The sequence below is a fragment of the Photobacterium sp. J15 genome, assembly GCF_963870815.1.
Taxonomy (GTDB): Bacteria; Pseudomonadota; Gammaproteobacteria; order Enterobacterales; family Vibrionaceae; genus Photobacterium; species Photobacterium marinum.
The window spans coordinates 616,876-634,994 of record NZ_CAWMUI010000002.1 but is presented as its reverse complement, the minus strand read 5'-3'; the positions used below and the strand labels follow the sequence as shown (position 1 = coordinate 634,994).

Below are 18,119 nucleotides of genomic sequence, written 5' to 3'. Positions count from 1 at the left end.
AGAAGCAAAATGTAGTAGCGTAAAAGTCTTATCCTACAGATTAAGCATCGTTTAAGAGTCACGAAACATATCAGAATTAATCGTGTAGATATTTTCTGCGGTAATCTGATGCTTTAGCAAAGACAAACATTGGCAGTACAGGAACCATCAGACCAAAGCCATAAACGAGTTCTTCATTCGCTAACAACTGGTAAGTGCTCAACATCACAAGCAGGAACAGACCACATAGAATCATCCAATGCATTGCAGGGTTATTTTTAGAAAATTGTGCGTATAGACGAATCACTGAACTTATAACTCAAAATTATTATTGCTTACAAAGTTCAAGCGACCAGCTATCAATTAACTTAAGTAAATTTTCATTTTTGGGTCATTTTATGCGTTTTTAGTGACATTAAGTCCACTTTTATGCACTAACTTACAGCAGCTTACATGAATTACAAACCTATACCTCTCTTAAAAATCTGCTATAAAACACAAAAAAATACCGCCATCGGGGAGATGGCGGCCATGGCATAGTGAAGCTTAGGAGCTTGTAGGCATACAAAACCATGAAAAGGCGATGAGGTTGCCTAAAAAGGGAATACTTCCCCCAATGACTAGGTTCAGTGCTCAATGAAAAATCTTGAAAGCGATAATAACGACAAACAAAAACAAACGAAAGCAAACACCTTTGAATTGTGATCTACATTAACAAAAAACTTACTAATAGATGCACAGCGAAAGAAAAAGGAAGAAAAAAGCATTATTGCGAAAGGAAAGATAAAAAGCAGATAGCATTGCAACAGATAGAATTTCTCAAGGACAACAAGATATTGCCCGAAAGTTATAATCCAGAACATAGAACCTCACCGAAAATGAACATCGTTCTTTTATTTGGGACTCGATAAGAGTAACCTCAGGTGAGCAGTAATTCGTACCCAGGCCGAACACACCAACACTAGGAGGGAGTCAGATGTTCTTATCACTACTGGGCGTCACGTTTTGCGTATCACTCTTCGTTTGCTTCATTGTCTCACGACTGTTCGAAAAGCCTCTCGACGGAATTCTTGAACGCATTGTTGCCGATGATATTGCTTATGCATGGACCAAATATCTGAAATTTGCCATCTATGTTGTTGGTATTTCAGGTGGTGTAAGGATCTATTATCTGGAAAATTTCCTGCGAGCTCCCACTGAAGACTTCGCCCCACCCGTTCTAAACACAGATCGCTGGGTACTCGAAATCTACAGAACAGTAATAGAGTCTCTGCAATCTATCGCATGGATGCTGCTGATCTTCTTCATCTTTGCGCTAATTGCGTATGTCATCGTTAGAGTCTTTGAATTACGGACAGGAAAAAGCGTTAAACCTGATTAACAATCAACAACTTATCACAAGTACAAAGTAAGTATATGCTCATGTTGTCTTCATTGTTCATGAGATAAAACCAAAAGAGCCCGCAATCACTGCAGGCTCTTAAATGTATAAACGTATCTCTTAATTAAAACGGTAATTCAAGCCGACGCTCAGGCTGTCTTCGTCAATATTATCCTGATTGGATTTCATTCCAAATGAGTGGTTATAGTTGCTGACAATCTGGAACTGCTTATTGATGTTGTACCCTAACGATGCCCCCACCATTGCTCCCAAATCCGACTCTCTTAGCTGTTTATCTTCATAGCGGGCATAAGTAACACCAGCTTCAGGTGAAACAAAGAAATCAGACTGCTGAATACTGTATGGCTTTTCAATTGCAAAAGTATAGTTATCATAATCAGCGCCATTCCCTGTTAGCGTGGCCGCTGTACCTTTGAAGTTCCCCCAACCTAATTCGCTGGCGGCCTGAAATTTAATTCCATCTACTGTGGTGTGACGACTTCCGACTTTAACATCACCGTGCTCATAGGTCGCTCCCATGTAAGTCTGCACATCCTGAGCCTGTGATACAGCAGGTAATACGGCGATCATTGCAACGATAAGCATTTTTAGGTTTTTCATATTATTTATCTCCTATTGGCTGACCGTTTTATCATATTAAAAACACCGTACATTAAAAGTGTGATCTGTGACAAATTAAGATTGCACATTTGTATGACCAATTAATACTTACTGTCGACCTAACCCACCAACAACGACTGAATCCAGTTAGCAAACGCTTCAAATCTTGGTCTTTTTTCCAAGCCTTTTGGACAGATCAGATCGTAGCCAAGGCCGGTATTAATTGCTTTGAAAGGTGCTACCAGCTCACCTTGCTCAATATAATGCCGAACCAGTTCATAACGGCCCATCGCAATTCCCATCGACTGCCTTGCCGCTGAAATTGCCATTTCTGCATGGTTAAAAACGTATTGCTGCTGAGATGTATCAATCTCAACATCAACGCCCTCCAGCCATTGTTGCCACTCATGATTAGGAGAAATAGCGTCTAATGATTCTGTACAATGGATAAAACAAGCTTGAGAAAGCTTCGATTGCAATAGTTCAGGTAAAACTGAATCTTCATCACCATTTGAGTTATGCAACAAACCTAATTTTTCTGCGTAATCAGGACTACAAACCGGCGTCAGCTTTTCATCAAACAGCCTTTTGCAGTAAAAATCACTATGGTGAGCATCACCGTAATATATAGCTAAATCGACCGGTTCATTCTGAAAATCCAGTCTACTTGCTTTAACCCGAATTTTGACATTCAGGCTTGGATATAAGGCCTGAAATTTTGACAATCGAGGCAATAACCAGGCCTGACCGAAAGTTGGGGCGACACCGATATAAAGCTCACCGCGCAATTCGTTAAAACGAATATCTTCCATTTCGGCAAAAATGCGATCAAAAGAAGCGTTTAATGTGGCCAGCATTCGCTCCCCTTCCGGAGTCAGTTCCAGTCGACGAGTTAAGCGTACAAACAACTTAAAGCCTAATTGCTCCTCAAGCTTTTTAATCCTCTGGCTTACTGCGCCTTGGGTAAGGCACAGCTCCTCTGCAGCTTTAGTAAAACTTAAGAATTTCGCTGCCACGCTGAAGGTATGCATATTGGCTATCAAAGCCTGTTTACGATCCATTTTGACCACTATGAATTAAACCAGCTAATGCATGATAGCTTTTATTTGGTTTGTCCGCTTGATTTGTTTGGCGTTTAATCAACTCAGGTTATTTATAGGCGAGGCAAACACCATGAAGGATTATCTTAAAATTGCAGTGATCGGCGCAGGTTCCAGCTATACACCCGAGTTGATTGAGGGCCTGCTTAAACGCAAACACGAACTTCCAATTGGCGAACTCTGGCTGGTTGATATTGAAGAAGGTAAAGAGAAAGTTGAAATCATCGCCGGACTAACCCGCCGCATGATTGCCCGAGAAGGTCTGGATATTAAAGTTGAAGTCACACTTGATCGTAAACCAGCCCTTAAAGATGCGGATTTTGTTTGCTCACAATTCCGCGCCGGTTGTCTTGAAGGTCGTATCCGCGATGAGCGCATCTCACTAAAATACGGCATGATAGGTCAGGAGACCAATGGTCTTGGTGGCTTTGCTAACGCATGTCGTACTATTCCGATCACTCTCGAAATTTGCCGAGAAATGGAAGAGCTTTGCCCAGAAGCATGGCTACTTAACTTCACTAACCCATCAGGTATGGTAACTGAAGCAATACTTCGCCATACAAAGGTAAAAGCCGTCGGCCTATGTAATGTTCCGGTTATCATGCAAAAAGGTGTAGCCAAACTGCTTGATACTGAAGAACAGGATGTAATCATGCAGGTAGCTGGTCTTAACCACTTTATCTGGGCTCGTCAGATTCTGCATGAAGGTCAGGACAAATTAAAACATATCGTCAGTGAGATTCTTTCAGGTAAAGATTACCTGGTACCTAAGAACATACCACCATTTGCATGGCCTTCTGACTTGCTGGAAAACATGGGGATGATCCCATGCGCATACCTTCGCTATTACTACATGAGTGAAGACATCATGAAGCAAGAGCTAGAGGAAGCAGATGGCGAAGGTACACGAGGTGAAGTTGTCAAAGCGATGGAAAAACGCCTATTTGATATCTACAAAAATCCTGAACTGAATGAAAAGCCGAAGGAACTGGAGAAGCGTGGCGGCCAATACTACTCGGAAGCTGCTTGTGAATTGATGAGTTCTATCTATAACGACAAACGCACTATCATGCATGTCAACACTCGTAATAATGGCGCTATTGCCGGGCTCCCTGATGATTGCGCAGTAGAAGTAAGCTCGGTTATTACCAAGAGCGGACCATTGCCTTTAAATGTTGCACCATTCCCAAATGATACATTGTGTCTTATCCAGTTAATGAAAGAATTTGAGAGCCTGACGGTTGAAGCTGCCGTAACAGGAAACCTCAATATGGCTAAACGCGCTTTGATTCTGAACCCAATTGTTAATACAGGCTCAATTCTTGATCAAGCACTCGAAGAAACTGTACGTGAAAATCTGGACTATATGCCTCAGTTTCGTCACTTAATTCAATAGTGAGGAATTGTTTATTATTAATAACAAAACCAGCGGGTTAACCGCTGGTTTAATCTAAGGTTTACCTATATAACTTTGAGGTATCAGGCTTCTTGTATCACTTCCGCTTCCAGTGCATTTGGCACTTCAATTGGTAGTGTCTGCAATACATAACGACCCGGAGCTTGGCAAATAACAGGATAATTTGCATTACCCGCATTTCTGGCATCAACCTGCTCAGCAGAATCAAATCCCGCCATCCAGTCGTTCCAGTGTCCCCACCATGAACCGTCATGACGCTCTGCACCATTTTTCCATGATTCAGGATCAGCTTCCGGCTTACCATTAACCCAGAACCCGTACTTGTTTTTAGCCGGATGGTTAACAATACCCGCGATATGACCCGACTCACCCAACACGAAAGTTACTTTGCTGCCTAAGTTCTGTGCACCACGGTACGTACCCTGCCAAAGCGCAATATGATCATCTTCAGTTGAAATAAAGTAAGATGGCACTTTGATCTTATTCAGATCAATATAAACACCACCAACCTTAATTCCTTTCGGATCTTTCAGCTTATTCTCAAGGTACAACTGACGTAACAGCGTATTGTGACAAGCAGCTGCAACGTTTGTACTGTCACCATTCCAGTAGAGCAAGTCGAAATCAATCGGGCTATTACCCTTCAGGTAATTATTGATGTAATAGTTCCAGTACAAGCTATTTTCACGCAACATGCTAAATGTGACGCTCAATGAGCGACCATCCATATACCCCTGCGTAATATTTTGAGCTTCAATCGCTGAAACGATTGGATCATTAATATAAGCACCGATTTCGCCAGGCTGAGAAAAATCTAGCAAAGTGGTAAAGAAGGATGCCGACTTAACTCGACTGCGCATACGTTTAGCTGAGTAGTAGCCAAGTGCCGCACCCAACAACGTGCCACCTATACAATACCCTGCTGCATTAATCTGCTTCTCACCTGTAATATCAACAACTGCGTCCACAGCCTTGACGACGCCATCAAGAACATAGTTCTCGAAGTCAACATCAGCCATGCTGGCATCTGGATTTCGCCATGACATCATAAAAACGGTATGGCCTTGCTCAACCAGCCAACGCACCATGGAGTTCTTCTCGCGAAGATCCAAGATGTAATACTTATTGATAAACGGAGGAACAATCAGCAATGGTGTCGCCTTAACCTTTTCAGTCAAAGGCTTGTACTGAATCAGTTCAAACAGTTCGTTTTTGAATACGACATCACCTGCCGTATTCGCTACATTTTCTCCCAACTGGAAGGCATCATCATTTGTCATACGGATTTTGAGTACATCCGCACTTGCCTGCATGTCTTCCTGTAGCAACTCCATACCTTTAACTAGGTTTTGGCCGTTCGTTTCGAACGTCAACCGAGCCAGTTCCGGGTTTGTGGTAATGAAGTTAGTCGGTGAAAGTGCGTTAATTGCCTGACGAGAAAAGAAGCCGATTCTTTCTTTGGCTTTTTCATCAAGCCCATCAATCGACTCGATAGTTTCTTTCATCGTATTACTGAACAGCAAATAAGACTGTTTCAGATAGTTATAAAACATCTCGTTATCCCAGGCAGGATCAACGAAACGTTTGTCATCTTTTTCAGGCTTAATAAGATCTGAGCTGTCACCATTTTGTGTGGTGACGTTTTGCAAGATCTTCATTTGATTTTCCCACCAGTCCAGTTGCAACTGAGCAAGCTTTGCTGGCTGCGCTGCTGCTTTTCCAATCAACTCAGCGGTATCTTCTAGGTTGATTTCATTGAGCGCTTTATTTACGGGAGTATTCATGGCTGCCTTGCCAGTCTCCAGCTCCTTCCACCACATATTGTTCATATCCTGGAGCTTAGCAAAGTAGTCCGAAAAGAAGTTATAGTTCATTCCAATGACCTCTGAACTTGGACTATTGAAGCCGCCTCTTAAGCGAGGCGGCTGAGTGGTCATTATTGAGCTGGGGTAACCTGCTTTACGTTCTCGGCAACTAGCTCTTCAACTTCTGTTTTGAAAGTCTGAGCAATAGCATTGAACTTGTTACTGTCTTCGATTAGTTGTTGAGACAGCTTGGTTAGCGCTTCAAGCTGCTGACTATTGAAGGCAACATAAGACTGCATGTCTTTCACATCGCTTAACGCTTTCAACTGATTCAGACCTAGCTCACTATATGAACGAACAGCAGTAAGCTGAAGCTCAGTCAACTCTTCAACGTTTTTAGTGAAAAGCTTGTTGAACTTAACGTATGGTGCAAGAGTTTTCTCAGTCTGTTCAGAGAAAGATTTAAACATTTCCGTATACATAATTTTTTCCTTCAATTAGTAATTTACAGTGAGGTATCCGAATCTATTGATCCGGATACAATCAAAACTTCTGATTAAACATTTTTGAGTACAACTGCAGTACCCATACCGCCACCGATACACAAAGTAGCCAGACCGTACTCAGTGTCGCGACGACGCATTTCATGAAGAAGACTAACAATGATGCGGTTACCAGATGCGCCCAAAGGGTGACCCAGTGCTATAGCACCACCGTTTACGTTTGAACGCTCAGCAAGATCTTCGACTTTAGTGTCCAACTTATCTGATAGTTGATGCAGAACACCAAGTGCCTGAGCTGCAAACGCTTCGTTAAATTCGAACAAACCAATCTGGTCAACATTGAGCTCTGCTTTTTCCAACGCTTTTATTGTTGCAGGCACAGGACCCAGTCCCATTACTTTTGGATCAACACCACCCTGAGCATAGCTATACAGCTCTGCCAGCGGCGTCAGGCCGTATTTCTCGACAGCAGCTTCAGAGGCAAGAATAATTGCGCTACCGCCATCATTAATACCTGAAGCATTACCTGCAGTAACAGAACCTTCCTTCCTGAATGCCGGACGCAGTTTTGCCAAGCCTTCAATAGATGCATCTGATTTTGGATATTCGTCAGTATCAACAATCCTTGTCTTACGACGTTCAGTGACTTCTACTGGCACGATTTCATCAACAAATTTGCCCTGCTCAATCGCAGCAACCGCTTTTTGTTGACTTGCCAAAGCAAAGTTATCTTGCTGTTCACGGGTCAGACCAATCTGTTCAACGATATTTTCTGCAGTCATACCCATGTGATAATTATTAAACACGTCAGTCAGACCATCAGAGATAAGCAGATCGGCCAGTTCCATGGCACCCATCTTTTGTCCATCACGAATTTTTGATGACACACTAAACGGAATTCGTGACATGTTTTCTGCACCAGCGGCAACGACCAACTCAGCATCACCAGCTTTGATGTGAGCCGCAGCATCCATTACCGCTTTCATACCACTACCGCAAACCATGTTAAGGCTATAAGCCGGTACTTCTTGTGGAATATCTGCATAAATGGCGGCTTGACGACCAGGGCCCATGCCCTGACCAGCGCCAACAACGTTACCCAATATCACTTCATCAACATTCGCTGGCTCAACCTTTGCCTCCTGTAAGGCAGCCTTGATAGCAGTCGCAGCCAAGATTGATGCAGGGACAGATTTAAGCGAACCATTAAAACTGCCCATTGGTGTACGTTTTGCAGCCACAATAAAAACTTTAGTCATTTCTTTAGCGTCCTTTCCTAAAAATTACTTAGCCAACTATCAGTGCATGTACAAACCGCCGTTTACAGACAAGGTTTCTCCCGTAATGTACGCTGCAGCATCACTGGCAAGGAAAGTTACCGCAGCAGCAACTTCATTTGGTTTTGCAAGACGCCTCATTGGTATTTCAGCTTTGATTCCCTCAAGCACTTCCGGCTTGATATCATCAACCATAGGCGTACTTGTGTAACCTGGTGCAATTGCGTTAACAGTAACTCCGTACCGAGCACCTTCTGCAGCCAGAGCTTTGGTAAAACCAAGCATTCCAGCTTTCGCAGCAGAGTAGTTGGCTTGGCCAAACTGACCTTTAAGCCCGTTGACCGACGAAATATTAATAACTCGTGCATTGCCGCTGTCACACATAGAAGAAAATAATGGATAAGTGACGTTATATAGACTATTTAAGTTTGTTGTTATCACCTCATTCCATTGCTTCGCCGTCATACGTTTAAACGTTGTATCACGGGTGATCCCAGCATTATTAACCAGCACATCAATGTTACCCTCTTCTTGCAGCAATGTTGCAATCGCCTCTTCACAGTAATCTGTATCCGTAACATCCAATGGATAGAGCCTGACCTGCTCCTCTGAATAGTTATTCTCTTTAAACCATTTCCGAGCACATGCTTCATTGCTCGGGAAGTAAGCTGCTATTACTCGGTATCCTGCCTCAATCAAAGAGTTCGTGATTGCAGATCCGATTCCACCTTTCGCACCAGTTACTAATGCTTTCTTGCTCATTACGGAAGACTCCATTCCATCGGTGATGATGATTAAAACATTGATATCAAAAGACTAATGACTCAGATATCAGTAAAAGGGTTTATCCAAACCCAAACAACCACTCGGTTCATGACCGAATTTTTATAAATTTATCTGTTTAAAAAGACACTTATGTGACCATCAGATTGCATAAATATTATAAGAACACACGCACATATTAATATCAACACACAGCATCAATGGTCGTACCAATATTCCTGAATAGAATCACATTTATTAGGTGCAACAGCGCAATTGACAGTTGTTATTATAACTTTGCAAGAATGGGTATTCCGGCATGGTATTAACAAACATAAGGCTCAGTAATGAGATATGAATAAAATATAAAAACAAGGAAGGTGTTTTATGCAAAACTTCACTCTAAAGAAAGTGAAATAATTTAGACTTTATTTTAAATAAAATAATTAAGTAAAGACTCAACCAAAAAATAAAAAATCGTAAAAATAAACGTACAGTGTGAATTCTTTTAATTTCGTTCGTATTCTTAAAATATGGGAAGCCTGATTTTTCAGGCTTCCTCATGAGCAGGTTAATTTAATAATTAACCATCAAGCATTCCCTGTGTTACAACAAAATCGATGATGTCTGATACCCCCTTACCTTCTTTGAGATTTGTAAAGACGTATGGCTTATCCGGACGCATTCGCTTGGTATCCTGATCCATAATGTCCAGTGAAGCACCAACATAAGGAGCCAGATCAATCTTATTGATCACCAATAAGTCTGAGCGTGTTATGCCCGGTCCACCTTTCCTTGGGATCTTTTCTCCTTCTGCTACATCAATGACATATATTGTTAAGTCAGCCAGTTCCGGGCTGAAGGTTGCACTTAGGTTATCACCTCCACTTTCGATAAAAACTACGTCCAGCGTTTGATGTCGTCTTGCAAGCTCTTCAACTGCGGCCAAATTCATTGATGCATCCTCACGTATTGCCGTATGAGGGCATCCTCCGGTTTCAACACCTATGATTCGATCCTCAGCCAGAGCCTCAGCCTTTGTCAGGATCCTGGCATCTTCTTGTGTGTAGATATCATTGGTGACAACAGCAATGTTGTATTTGTCGCGAATTGTTTTGCATAACACTTCAAGCAATGCTGTCTTACCCGAACCGACAGGGCCGCCGACGCCAACCCTTAACGGTGACTTGTATGCTGTCATATTCTTATCCTTAAGAGCGATATAGCCGTGTGTATTGTGTTTCGTGCCGACTGCTTGCTATGGCCTGAGCCGGTGTAAAACTACCTATTTCATGATCTTCAACCTGTCTGGATGCCGCTATCGCCTCAGGCAATCGTGTTGAAACCTCCAACAAGATCTGTTGTCCCTGAGTTTGTCCAAGCGGAATTAACTTCACTCCAGCCATCGTTGCATTTTCCAGCCAACTCCACAGATAGCCTGCACATAAATCATCACTATCGATTTGCCACAAATTGGCAGCAAGAGCAAAAGCGACTAACTGGTTGTAGTGCTCAACCTCATCCAACAAGTTATTGAACCTTTCATCCAATTGCCTAAGTAACCTGACGGCAGCCAGCCCTCGCTGCTTCTCTTCAAGGCGCATTTCTTTCGTTTCCCGGCAAGCATAAAGCCACTGGCTCCACCTATTTACAGTCCGAATATCCTGTGCATTCATTGCTTGATATAACCGCTGTAATAGGGGTAACTCCATTGTTACCAGGCTATGATGGAGCATATCTTCAAGCCATTTTTGCAGACTTTTCTGATCTGTTACCCAACCATGCTCAACCGCCCATTCAAGCCCTTGCGAATAAGTGAAAGCACCAATCGGAAGAGATGGACTCATCAACTGATATAAGCGAAAATCCGCCAGAAAACGCTTAGTTTCAATCATTTCTGCCCCCGCTGGTATTACATTAAGTTGAGTAATTAACCGGTTACTGCCAGAACAAGTCCACTAGCGCCTAAAAACACCCCTTGCCATCCGGGGACCATAACTCGTCCCAGCATAAAACCGACTGAACTCAAGAATCCGGCGCCAACAAGCATCCCTGGAGCGAAAGCCAGCAGGCTCTGTCCTGAAGCTTCCACCCCATGAGCCCAGCCATGAAAAATCAACATCATCGCTGCGATTGCTGGCAATAAAGACAAAATTCGATGTCTTGATACAGAAAATCTATTGAGACTTAGAGCGGTAATAGCGGCAACAAATACCGAACCAATAATCATTGGCTCAACTCCATTTACCTCCCCTGCAAAAGCCCCCATACCAAGACCAACTAACATACAAATCAACGCCATCAAAATCGGACCGAGTCCGCTATTGTTTGTCCTGAGTTTCTTATATTGGGCTGCTATTAATCCGATGCCTATGAGCATTACCCAATGGTCAAAACCCGTCAGTGGGTGGATTATCCCTGAATAAAATGCCGATATGAGCGTGTCGGATACATCACCTCCAGCTAATGATGCTCCGCTGTCATGCGCCCACACTGAACCGGATGCTAATAATGCACCTAATGCGGCTACCATACGGCTGATGCCCTGTTTTCCCGAACAATTGAACTCTAACCTGGTCATTGCTTACTCCTTGCCTGATTAATAAGCGCTTCATGCTGTTCTGATTTCTATTGGTATGAATATTGTCGCTATACCATCTTAATGATTGTGTCCGTGTCCACCATTTATGCCGCCATAAGCACCATCCTCAGGCTCAAAAGGAGCAAGCTCGGACACCACATCCGCACCTAACGCAGTAACCATTTCATCTAAGACACGATCGTGCTGATAACGAACCCAATCTGGCTTAATTTCCAAGGGAACGTGGCGATTTCCCAAGTGATAACAAACTCGAGCCATCAAGTGCAAATCCCGGCAATATACGGTTGATACACTCTCATTCGCCGCACGAATCTGGACTTTTATCCCCTCGTCTCCTTGTATGACATCTCCGCCTCGTAAGATCTTTCCTCGCGGTAGGAACAAACCAGCTTCCCGGCCATCATCGAGCGTCACTTTAAGACGACTTTTGATCCGTAAATCAATTGGCAAACTGAGAGTGACATCAAAAGCTGAATCAGACTTTTCTGCCTGCAAAACATGGGTAAGCACAATCATTTGTTTCCCCCTTAAAATAAAAAATACCGCTGCGCCATCGGCAAGACTTCTGCCGGTTCACAAATCAGAAGTTCGCCATTGGCTCGAACCTGATAGGTTTGAGAGTCCACTTCGATATTGGGCTGCCAATCATTTAGCACCATGTCAGCTTTGCTGATATCACGACATCTTTTTGCAACACCAATCTGACTCTGTAATCCAAGCTGGCCATCAATCCCCGCGGCCTTCGCTGCTGCTGAAATAAATAACATTGAAGTTTTCTGCCTGGCTTTACCAAAACTGCCGAACATAGATCGATAATGAACAGGCTGAGGGGTGGGAATTGAGGCATTAGGATCACCCATAGGTGCGGCGGCTATCATCCCCCCCTTAATTATTGAGCTCGGTTTAACCCCGAAAAAAGCCGGTTTCCAAAGCACCAGATCTGCTAGCTTACCCACTTCGATTGATCCCACTTCATGGCTAATGCCGTGTGTAATAGCCGGATTAATGGTGTACTTGGCGATATAACGTTTGAGCCTGAAATTATCGCTGTACCCGGAATCTTGTGGCAGGCTTCCTCGCTGTACTTTCATTTTGTGCGCAGTCTGCCAGGTGCGAGTAATCACTTCCCCCACTCGCCCCATCGCCTGGGAATCAGAAGCGATCATAGAAAACGCGCCCAGATCATGAAGAATATCTTCCGCTGCGATGGTTTCACGACGGATACGTGATTCGGCAAATGCAACATCTTCAGCAATTGACGGAGAAAGATGATGGCAGACCATCAGCATATCGAGATGCTCATCAACCGTATTGACGGTATAGGGCCTAGTTGGATTGGTCGAAGATGGCAACACATTTGACTCACCGCATGCGCGGATAATATCCGGAGCATGCCCTCCCCCCGCACCTTCGGTATGGTAAGTGTGGATAACCCGATCACCGATTGCAGCTAAAGTTGACTCGACAAAGCCTGACTCGTTCAACGTATCTGTATGAATGGCGACTTGCACATCAGTGTCATCAGCCACACTCAGACAGTTATCAATCGACGCAGGCGTAGTCCCCCAGTCCTCATGTAATTTAAGACCTACCGCTCCTGCTTCCACCTGTTCATACAAAGCATCAGGTAAACTGGCATTCCCTTTTCCCAGCAAACCAAAGTTCATCGGAAAATGGTCCAGCGATTCCAGCATACGGTGAATATTCCAAGGCCCCGGTGTGCAGGTTGTAGCATTTGTTCCTGTTGCCGGACCGGTTCCACCGCCAAGCATTGTGGTGATCCCTGAGCACAATGCCTCTTCAATTTGCTGAGGGCAGATAAAGTGAATATGAGAATCAATTCCTCCGGCAGTCAGGATCGAACCTTCTCCGGCAAGGATTTCTGTTCCAGGGCCAATCACAATATCGACACCGGACTGAACATCCGGATTACCCGCTTTGCCGATACCGCTAATCCGCCCCTCTTTTATGGCGACATCTGCTTTGACTATGCCCCAGTAGTCCAGCACAACTGCATTGGTGATCACCAGATCCGGAGTTTCAGCTGACGGACACTGACTTTGCCCCATTCCGTCACGAATAACTTTTCCGCCACCAAACTTAACTTCATCGCCATAACGTGTGTAATCTTTCTCAACTTCAAGCCACAGTTCTGTATCGGCCAGCCTGACCCTGTCACCGACCGTCGGACCGAACATCTCCCCATAAGCCTGTCGGGATATCGTTGCCATCTGATTCTAAGCCTCCCTTCTATTTTTCAGCCTCAATGCCATTAGTTCCTGTCAATGGCAACTCCGCGTCCAGAGGCCCCATGACTTTTCCCTGAAAGCCGTATATAGACATGGTTCCGCCGAAACTCACCAGCTCTACTGTCCGGATTTGGCCTGGCTCAAAACGTATTGCTGTACCGGCAGCAATATTCAGCCGATACCCCAAGGTTGCTTCCCGTTTGAAATCCAAAGATTCATTCACTTCATAAAAGTGGTAATGCGAACCAACCTGTATCGGCCTGTCGCCCAAATTAGCAACAGCAACAGATATCAACGGCCTGCCCGGATTCAGTTCAATATCAGCATCCGCACTCTGAATCTCACCGGGAATAAGCTCACTTTTTTCATTTGAAGCTTTAACACCAGACATTCCGCACCTCACACAATAGGATCGTGTACTGTCACCAATTTAGTGCCGTCAGGAAAAGTTGCCTCCACCTGCACGTCATGGATCATGGCGGCAACGCCTTCCATAACCTCATCAGCAGATAAAATGGTCCGACCGAAATTCATCAGTTCAGCAACCGTTTTTCCCTCTCTTGCACCCTCCATGACTGCCGCGCTGATCAAAGCAACCGACTCCGGGTAATTCAGCTTCAGGCCTTTGTCACGACGTTGTTCTGCTAATAAAGCGGCGGTAAAAATTAACAACTTGTCCTTTTCTCTGGGGGTTAACTCCATCAGTCCCTCCTGCAATAGCTCAAATGACTTTCAATTTCCCCATATATCCGATTGCCCCCACCTCTCAGGTTACCCATATCCTCGGCAGGTTAGGCGGCGTTCCATGCCAATATTCCCTGGCCGACTTCCAAACCTCCCGAAACAGAGTCATGATTGGCTCCGTACCGTTACCCATTACCCTAATGACCAACACCCTGTGTTTATCATTGATATCCGCAACTTCAGTAACGCCTGACACAATCCTGTTTTCCGTCAGGTAGTTCTGATAGTGGTTTAGCAAACCCTGTACCATATTGAGCAAAAAAACATCAGAGTCAGTAATCATCATGGTTGCCAGCATAGCGTTACCCCGCATCCCGGCCGAATACTGATGCGGATCATCCCCATGGACATTTAGTTGCTCAGCAAGAATCAGATTATCTTCGATACGTAGACAAGTGCTGCCAACAACAGAACCCGTCGAAAATCCCTCTTTTAGTGCAGGCCGCCCAAAACAGTGCAATTCCCAACCAATAAACCGACCACCTGCCTCTACATGAATTTCAGTATCCATCCTGACTCGCGCCTCAGGAAAATAGATATTTTCCTGAGGCAACCATTCCAGCATCGCACCATTTTTCACGGTAAGACTCTGCTTCTGGCAAGCAAATGCACCCGCAGAACGATAAAACTTAGTGGCTCCTGGCGTGGTAACCAGTGCACTTGCACCCGGGCCACATGAAACCTCAATCGATAATTTATCGCCTCCGACAACACCTCCGGGAGGGTGAAGTAAATACGTGTGGCAAATTCCACCTTCAGGATAAAGAGGCCGCTGCACGGCCAAGGGACCATACTGTCTGCGGTGTTTGAGCACGGTTTTGCCGAACCGGGCAGAAAAACCCAGTTCCAACTGAGCCCGCCATCCCTGCTGTTGATCCAGCTCTGCTGGTGTCGGCTTAGGTCTGACAGAAACAATCCGCAATTTCTCATCACTCAAACAGGCATCTAACGGCTTCCTTTCCGGCATGATGGTCATACGGTCAGATACTCCCTGATAAGTTGGTCATTGAGCTGTGTCATATTCCCTTTGGCTACAGCCCGCCCCCGGTCAAGCAGACAAAAATGGTCACCGACTTTTCTGGCAAAGGGCAGCTTCTGCTCAACCAGCAACACAGTCAGCCCCAGTGTTTGATTTAGCTTGAGGATAATGTCTGCAATTTCCTGAACGATATTGGGCTGAATGCCTTCTGTTGGCTCATCCAGAATGAGCAGCCTCGGATTAATCACCAGTGCCCTGGCAATCGCCAGTTGCTGCTGCTGGCCACCGGAAAGATCACCACCTCGACGATGAAGCATCTCTTTCAGCACAGGAAACAGTTCATAGATAAATTCAGGGATAACTCGATCTCCTTTGGCACGGATCGGCAAACCAATCTGAAGGTTTTCTTCAACAGTCAGCAGAGAGAAAATCTGCCTTCCTTGCGGAACATAACCCACACCATGACGGGGACGGCTTTCGGCAGACATCGCACTGATATCTTTGCCTTCCCAGATGATTTCTCCGCTATCGACAGGCAGCAATCCCATCACGCATTCCAACAAAGTAGTTTTACCGACTCCATTTCGTCCCATCAGCACTGTGCACTCGCCTTCAGGAACGGAAATATCAAGATCCCACAAGGTGTGGCTTTCACCATAGAATTGGTTCAATCCTCTGACTTCCAGCATCACTACTCTCCCAAATAGACTTGTTTAACCTGAGGATTCGACTGAATCTCGCTCATGCTTCCTTCTGCCAACACATGTCCCTGATGAAGAACAGAAACCGTACTGGCTATCGAACGCACAAAGTCCATATCGTGCTCGACAACTACAACAGAGTGTTCGCCGGCCAGTGATGTCAGCAACGCCGCCGTTCTGTCCATTTCCTGATGAGTCATCCCGGCAACAGGTTCATCCACCAGCAATAGCTTCGGCTTTTGCATCAGTAACATACCAATCTCAAGCCACTGCTTCTGACCGTGAGACAAATTCCCCGCCAACAGTGAGGCCTGATTACACAAACCAACCTGTTCCAGGACTCGATTAATTTCATCTCTTTGCGCCCCGTTTAAACGGGCACGAAAAACATCAAACACACCGCGCTCACCAGCCATTGCCAATTCAAGGTTGTGCCACACCGTCAGACATTCAAATACGGTCGGCTTCTGAAATTTACGGCCAATACCGGCATTAGCGATTTCAGCTTCGTCCATATTTAGTAAGTTGAGGTTGGAACCCAGCCAGACCTGACCTTCATCAGGCCGGGTTTTGCCTGTGATGATATCCATCATGGTCGTTTTGCCCGCCCCATTCGGACCAATGATGCAGCGCAATTCCCCTTCCCTGATATACAAATTCAGATCATCGATCGCTTTAAAACCATCAAATGACTTAGTCACCCCTTCGATATAAAGCAAAATGTTGTGTCGGGTATCCAATAAGGGGTGGTATTGCGGCTTAAGGAAGTCGAAAACCTGATCCCGGCGCACCAGATTCCTTAATTTCCGGCGAAACTGGGATTCAGACGGGTTAGCGTCGCCCGTCTTGAGCAGCTTTTGCGGTGATAGTTGCTGAGGAATGGTTGTCATAATGACGCCTCCTTAGCAGGAGTTTTTCGGGAGAAATACTTACTGACAAAACCAGTAATACCTTCGGGCAGAAACAGCGTCGCCATTACAAATAATCCGCCAAGTGCGAACAACCAGACTTCAGGCAGTTCTATCGTAAACCAGCTTTTGGCGTAGTTAATCAGCACCGCGCCGACCACGGCACCAAACAAGGTTGCACGGCCACCAAGCGCAACCCAGACAACAATTTCAATGGAATTGAGCGGTGCAAACTCTCCGGGGTTAATAATACCGACCTGTGGGACATACAAGGCACCGGCAATACCCGCGAGAACGGCAGACAAAACAAAGATCCACAGTTTGATCTGATCAACGTTATAGCCAATAAAGCGAACTCTTGATTCTTCATCCCGGGTCGCAAGCGCTACTTTACCCAGCCTGCTGGCGATTACCGCCCTGCAAACCAGATAGCCAGTCATCAATGCAATAGCTGAAGCAACAAACAACACAATTCGGGTCGTGTCTGATTGCAGGCTGAATCCGAGCATATCTTTAAAGTCAGTCAGCCCGTTATTGCCGCCAAACCCCATTTCATTACGGAAAAATGCCAGCATCAGCGCAAAGGTCAGCGCCTGGGTCATAATCGAAAGGTAGACACCGGAGACTCGTGAACGAAAGGCCAGATAACCAAACACCCAGGCCAGAACTCCCGGCACCAGAACAACCATCAAACAGGCAAACCAGAACATATCAAACCCATTCCAGAACCATGGCAATTCTTTCCAATTCAGGAACACCATGAAATCCGGTAGGATCGGGTCGCCATACACACCTCTGTCACCAATCTGGCGCATCAAATACATACCCATGGCATAACCGCCCAGAGCAAAAAAAGCGCCATGCCCGAGACTGAGGATCCCCAGATACCCCCAAATCAGATCAACGGCCAGCGCCAGCAACGCATAAGTCAGGTACTTACCAAGTAAAGTAATGGTGTAGGTTTCAACATGTAACGGGTGCCCCTCCGCCACAAGAATATTCAGGGCCGGAATGACAAAAGCCAATATGAGCAGAAGAGCCAGCAACAACTGACCACCACGATCATCCTTTAATATTGATTTCAACATACG

The 18,119-nt window shown here is 45.1% G+C and carries 20 protein-coding genes; 2 read left to right on the top strand and 18 right to left on the bottom strand.

Features of this window, described 5'->3' with window-relative positions:
* Positions 1-76: 76 nt before the first annotated feature.
* Positions 77-244: a hypothetical protein gene (locus tag AACQ93_RS19735; protein ID WP_157097612.1), complete on the bottom strand. Its 168-nt coding sequence runs from the start codon at positions 242-244 to the stop codon at positions 77-79.
* A 711-nt stretch (positions 245-955) separates the two neighbouring features.
* On the opposite strand from AACQ93_RS19735, the gene AACQ93_RS19730 reads away from it, so the two are divergent.
* Positions 956-1,360 (top strand): hypothetical protein, encoded by a 405-nt coding sequence (locus tag AACQ93_RS19730; RefSeq protein ID WP_064608021.1) that lies wholly within the window; start codon positions 956-958, stop codon positions 1,358-1,360.
* A 120-nt stretch (positions 1,361-1,480) separates the two neighbouring features.
* Here AACQ93_RS19730 and AACQ93_RS19725 read toward each other — a convergent pair whose 3' ends face one another.
* Both AACQ93_RS19725 and AACQ93_RS19720 read right to left on the bottom strand, forming a co-directional pair.
* Positions 1,481-1,981 carry an outer membrane beta-barrel protein gene (locus tag AACQ93_RS19725; RefSeq protein ID WP_064608019.1) on the bottom strand — a complete coding sequence of 167 codons (501 nt, stop codon included), beginning with the start codon at positions 1,979-1,981 and terminating at the stop codon, positions 1,481-1,483.
* 119 nt (positions 1,982-2,100) lie between these two features.
* On the bottom strand, positions 2,101-3,042 hold the full coding sequence (locus AACQ93_RS19720) for a LysR substrate-binding domain-containing protein (RefSeq protein ID WP_064608017.1): 942 nt from the start codon (positions 3,040-3,042) through the stop codon (positions 2,101-2,103).
* A gap of 112 nt (positions 3,043-3,154) precedes the next feature.
* Here AACQ93_RS19720 and AACQ93_RS19715 point away from each other — a divergent pair, with 112 nt between their 5' ends.
* Positions 3,155-4,477, top strand: a complete 1,323-nt coding sequence (locus tag AACQ93_RS19715; RefSeq protein WP_064608015.1) for a 6-phospho-beta-glucosidase — start codon at positions 3,155-3,157, stop codon at positions 4,475-4,477.
* Positions 4,478-4,560: 83 nt separating this feature from the next.
* Here AACQ93_RS19715 and phaC read toward each other — a convergent pair whose 3' ends face one another.
* The 15 genes from phaC to urtC form a co-directional block, all read right to left on the bottom strand.
* On the bottom strand, positions 4,561-6,372 hold the full coding sequence (phaC, locus tag AACQ93_RS19710) for a class I poly(R)-hydroxyalkanoic acid synthase (RefSeq protein ID WP_064609629.1): 1,812 nt from the start codon (positions 6,370-6,372) through the stop codon (positions 4,561-4,563).
* Positions 6,373-6,434: 62 nt separating this feature from the next.
* Positions 6,435-6,785, bottom strand: a complete 351-nt coding sequence (locus AACQ93_RS19705; protein ID WP_007466253.1) for a phasin family protein — start codon at positions 6,783-6,785, stop codon at positions 6,435-6,437.
* 74 nt (positions 6,786-6,859) lie between these two features.
* Positions 6,860-8,065 (bottom strand): acetyl-CoA C-acetyltransferase, encoded by a 1,206-nt coding sequence (locus AACQ93_RS19700; RefSeq protein WP_064608013.1) that lies wholly within the window; start codon positions 8,063-8,065, stop codon positions 6,860-6,862.
* A gap of 39 nt (positions 8,066-8,104) precedes the next feature.
* Positions 8,105-8,845 carry an SDR family oxidoreductase gene (locus AACQ93_RS19695; RefSeq protein ID WP_064608011.1) on the bottom strand — a complete coding sequence of 247 codons (741 nt, stop codon included), beginning with the start codon at positions 8,843-8,845 and terminating at the stop codon, positions 8,105-8,107.
* Positions 8,846-9,428: 583 nt separating this feature from the next.
* A complete protein-coding gene (gene ureG / locus AACQ93_RS19690) occupies positions 9,429-10,046 on the bottom strand; it encodes an urease accessory protein UreG (protein WP_064608009.1) in 618 nt (205 codons plus the stop codon).
* Positions 10,047-10,056: 10 nt separating this feature from the next.
* Positions 10,057-10,740 (bottom strand): urease accessory protein UreF, encoded by a 684-nt coding sequence (locus AACQ93_RS19685; RefSeq protein ID WP_007466258.1) that lies wholly within the window; start codon positions 10,738-10,740, stop codon positions 10,057-10,059.
* A 35-nt stretch (positions 10,741-10,775) separates the two neighbouring features.
* Positions 10,776-11,426: a HupE/UreJ family protein gene (locus AACQ93_RS19680; protein WP_064608007.1), complete on the bottom strand. Its 651-nt coding sequence runs from the start codon at positions 11,424-11,426 to the stop codon at positions 10,776-10,778.
* A 78-nt stretch (positions 11,427-11,504) separates the two neighbouring features.
* On the bottom strand, positions 11,505-11,963 hold the full coding sequence (gene ureE / locus AACQ93_RS19675) for an urease accessory protein UreE (protein ID WP_064607999.1): 459 nt from the start codon (positions 11,961-11,963) through the stop codon (positions 11,505-11,507).
* 11 nt (positions 11,964-11,974) lie between these two features.
* On the bottom strand, positions 11,975-13,678 hold the full coding sequence (gene ureC / locus AACQ93_RS19670) for an urease subunit alpha (RefSeq protein ID WP_064607998.1): 1,704 nt from the start codon (positions 13,676-13,678) through the stop codon (positions 11,975-11,977).
* 19 nt (positions 13,679-13,697) lie between these two features.
* Positions 13,698-14,087 carry an urease subunit beta gene (locus AACQ93_RS19665; RefSeq protein WP_064607996.1) on the bottom strand — a complete coding sequence of 130 codons (390 nt, stop codon included), beginning with the start codon at positions 14,085-14,087 and terminating at the stop codon, positions 13,698-13,700.
* Positions 14,088-14,095: 8 nt separating this feature from the next.
* Positions 14,096-14,398 carry an urease subunit gamma gene (ureA, locus tag AACQ93_RS19660; RefSeq protein WP_064607994.1) on the bottom strand — a complete coding sequence of 101 codons (303 nt, stop codon included), beginning with the start codon at positions 14,396-14,398 and terminating at the stop codon, positions 14,096-14,098.
* 64 nt (positions 14,399-14,462) lie between these two features.
* Entirely contained in the window at positions 14,463-15,416 is a 954-nt protein-coding gene (locus AACQ93_RS19655) for an urease accessory protein UreD (RefSeq protein WP_084419344.1), read from the bottom strand.
* The gene (gene urtE / locus AACQ93_RS19650) at positions 15,413-16,108 is read right to left on the bottom strand and encodes an urea ABC transporter ATP-binding subunit UrtE (RefSeq protein ID WP_064607992.1); all 696 of its coding nucleotides are present in this window, start codon (positions 16,106-16,108) and stop codon (positions 15,413-15,415) included. The genes AACQ93_RS19655 and urtE overlap by 4 nt, the downstream gene beginning before the upstream one ends.
* Positions 16,109-16,110: 2 nt before the next feature.
* On the bottom strand, positions 16,111-17,010 hold the full coding sequence (urtD, locus tag AACQ93_RS19645; protein ID WP_007466272.1) for an urea ABC transporter ATP-binding protein UrtD: 900 nt from the start codon (positions 17,008-17,010) through the stop codon (positions 16,111-16,113).
* Positions 17,007-18,116, bottom strand: coding sequence for an urea ABC transporter permease subunit UrtC (urtC, locus tag AACQ93_RS19640; RefSeq protein ID WP_064607990.1), 1,110 nt, complete (start codon positions 18,114-18,116; stop codon positions 17,007-17,009). The genes urtD and urtC overlap by 4 nt, the downstream gene beginning before the upstream one ends.
* Between the last annotated feature and the right edge of the window lie 3 nt (positions 18,117-18,119).

What these genes read in the sequence shown, in the direction of transcription:
- AACQ93_RS19735 (WP_157097612.1), bottom strand. Translation starts at nt 244, where the DNA reads ATGCATTGGATGATTCTATGTGGTCTGTTCCTGCTTGTGATGTTGAGC.
- AACQ93_RS19730 (WP_064608021.1), top strand. Translation starts at nt 956, where the DNA reads ATGTTCTTATCACTACTGGGCGTCACGTTTTGCGTATCACTCTTCGTT.
- AACQ93_RS19725 (WP_064608019.1), bottom strand. Translation starts at nt 1,981, where the DNA reads ATGAAAAACCTAAAAATGCTTATCGTTGCAATGATCGCCGTATTACCT.
- AACQ93_RS19720 (WP_064608017.1), bottom strand. Translation starts at nt 3,042, where the DNA reads ATGGATCGTAAACAGGCTTTGATAGCCAATATGCATACCTTCAGCGTG.
- AACQ93_RS19715 (WP_064608015.1), top strand. Translation starts at nt 3,155, where the DNA reads ATGAAGGATTATCTTAAAATTGCAGTGATCGGCGCAGGTTCCAGCTAT.
- phaC (WP_064609629.1), bottom strand. Translation starts at nt 6,372, where the DNA reads ATGAACTATAACTTCTTTTCGGACTACTTTGCTAAGCTCCAGGATATG.
- AACQ93_RS19705 (WP_007466253.1), bottom strand. Translation starts at nt 6,785, where the DNA reads ATGTATACGGAAATGTTTAAATCTTTCTCTGAACAGACTGAGAAAACT.
- AACQ93_RS19700 (WP_064608013.1), bottom strand. Translation starts at nt 8,065, where the DNA reads ATGACTAAAGTTTTTATTGTGGCTGCAAAACGTACACCAATGGGCAGT.
- AACQ93_RS19695 (WP_064608011.1), bottom strand. Translation starts at nt 8,845, where the DNA reads ATGAGCAAGAAAGCATTAGTAACTGGTGCGAAAGGTGGAATCGGATCT.
- ureG (WP_064608009.1), bottom strand. Translation starts at nt 10,046, where the DNA reads ATGACAGCATACAAGTCACCGTTAAGGGTTGGCGTCGGCGGCCCTGTC.
- AACQ93_RS19685 (WP_007466258.1), bottom strand. Translation starts at nt 10,740, where the DNA reads ATGATTGAAACTAAGCGTTTTCTGGCGGATTTTCGCTTATATCAGTTG.
- AACQ93_RS19680 (WP_064608007.1), bottom strand. Translation starts at nt 11,426, where the DNA reads ATGACCAGGTTAGAGTTCAATTGTTCGGGAAAACAGGGCATCAGCCGT.
- ureE (WP_064607999.1), bottom strand. Translation starts at nt 11,963, where the DNA reads ATGATTGTGCTTACCCATGTTTTGCAGGCAGAAAAGTCTGATTCAGCT.
- ureC (WP_064607998.1), bottom strand. Translation starts at nt 13,678, where the DNA reads ATGGCAACGATATCCCGACAGGCTTATGGGGAGATGTTCGGTCCGACG.
- AACQ93_RS19665 (WP_064607996.1), bottom strand. Translation starts at nt 14,087, where the DNA reads ATGTCTGGTGTTAAAGCTTCAAATGAAAAAAGTGAGCTTATTCCCGGT.
- ureA (WP_064607994.1), bottom strand. Translation starts at nt 14,398, where the DNA reads ATGGAGTTAACCCCCAGAGAAAAGGACAAGTTGTTAATTTTTACCGCC.
- AACQ93_RS19655 (WP_084419344.1), bottom strand. Translation starts at nt 15,416, where the DNA reads ATGACCATCATGCCGGAAAGGAAGCCGTTAGATGCCTGTTTGAGTGAT.
- urtE (WP_064607992.1), bottom strand. Translation starts at nt 16,108, where the DNA reads ATGCTGGAAGTCAGAGGATTGAACCAATTCTATGGTGAAAGCCACACC.
- urtD (WP_007466272.1), bottom strand. Translation starts at nt 17,010, where the DNA reads ATGACAACCATTCCTCAGCAACTATCACCGCAAAAGCTGCTCAAGACG.
- urtC (WP_064607990.1), bottom strand. Translation starts at nt 18,116, where the DNA reads ATGTTGAAATCAATATTAAAGGATGATCGTGGTGGTCAGTTGTTGCTG.